Here is an 811-nt window from a genome sequence, read left to right as displayed (position 1 = left end):
CTGCCGAAGCGGACTGAAGGACGAAAATCAGCACGTAGATTTGCCAGACTTCCGTCACAAACGGAAGAGCCAGTGCGACCAGTGCTCGCACCAGATCCAGAGAGACCAGCATTGCCCGGCGGGGTAAACGCTCTGCAAAAGCGGCTGCGATTGGCGCAACGCCAATGTAGGCCGTCATTTTGATCGCCAACGCCGTACCGAGCACAGCGCCCGCATTGGCACCTGCAAGGTCGAACGCTAATAGGCCTAATGCAACAGTGGCAAGACCCGTCCCAATGAGCGCAATCACTTGAGCCAAGAAGAGGTGGCGGTAGGTACGGTTGGCTAGGATTTTCAGCATGAAATATCTCAAATAGCGAAGTGCGTAACCATGTGGTTACCGAACTTTCCACGAAGAGACGCAATCAGCTGGTTTCGTCTCTGTTGATTGCTGCATCCTCCCAGGGGGGATGTGGTTCGATCCTAAACCATAGACCTAGGCAGCTCAAGAGATAGGCGCTACGCCATCTATCGAATTATTGAAGTGCCGGGCCGCCCATACGGCTTGTATTGGTACTGCGCGGCGAGGCGACGTGCTGAATGTTTCGAATGCAGCATTCAGATGCTGCAACGCTGCTGGTCGGATGGATTCCCTCCCTGGGTTGTATGGCCAATTGGAACGTGTGATTATATTGTTCTAATAGGTAGGGGGGGTATGGTATGAGTCACATGAGATCAAGCAAAGACAATCTTCTTAAGCGCGTAAAGCGAATCGCTGGGCAAGTCCAGGCGATTGAGCGAGCACTCGACTCTGATGATGACTGCTCGAAAA

1 protein-coding gene and 1 pseudogene are annotated in these 811 nt (G+C 53.0%); one reads left to right on the top strand and one right to left on the bottom strand.

The genetic code is table 11. From position 1 onward, the window contains the following. Nucleotides 1–340: pseudogene (locus H096_RS24515) on the bottom strand (MFS transporter); the annotation flags it as partial. Between the two features lie 359 nt (nucleotides 341–699). On the opposite strand from H096_RS24515, the gene H096_RS33575 reads away from it, so the two are divergent. Further along, a partial coding sequence (locus H096_RS33575) for a metal-sensing transcriptional repressor (RefSeq protein WP_156717523.1) occupies nucleotides 700–811 on the top strand: 112 nt, incomplete at its 3' end.

Origin of the sequence: Pseudomonas sp. FH1 (assembly GCF_000510895.2) — a bacterium.
GTDB lineage: Bacteria > Pseudomonadota > Gammaproteobacteria > Pseudomonadales > Pseudomonadaceae > Aquipseudomonas > Aquipseudomonas azotoformans_A.
This window is presented reverse-complemented; position numbering and strand designations above follow the sequence as displayed.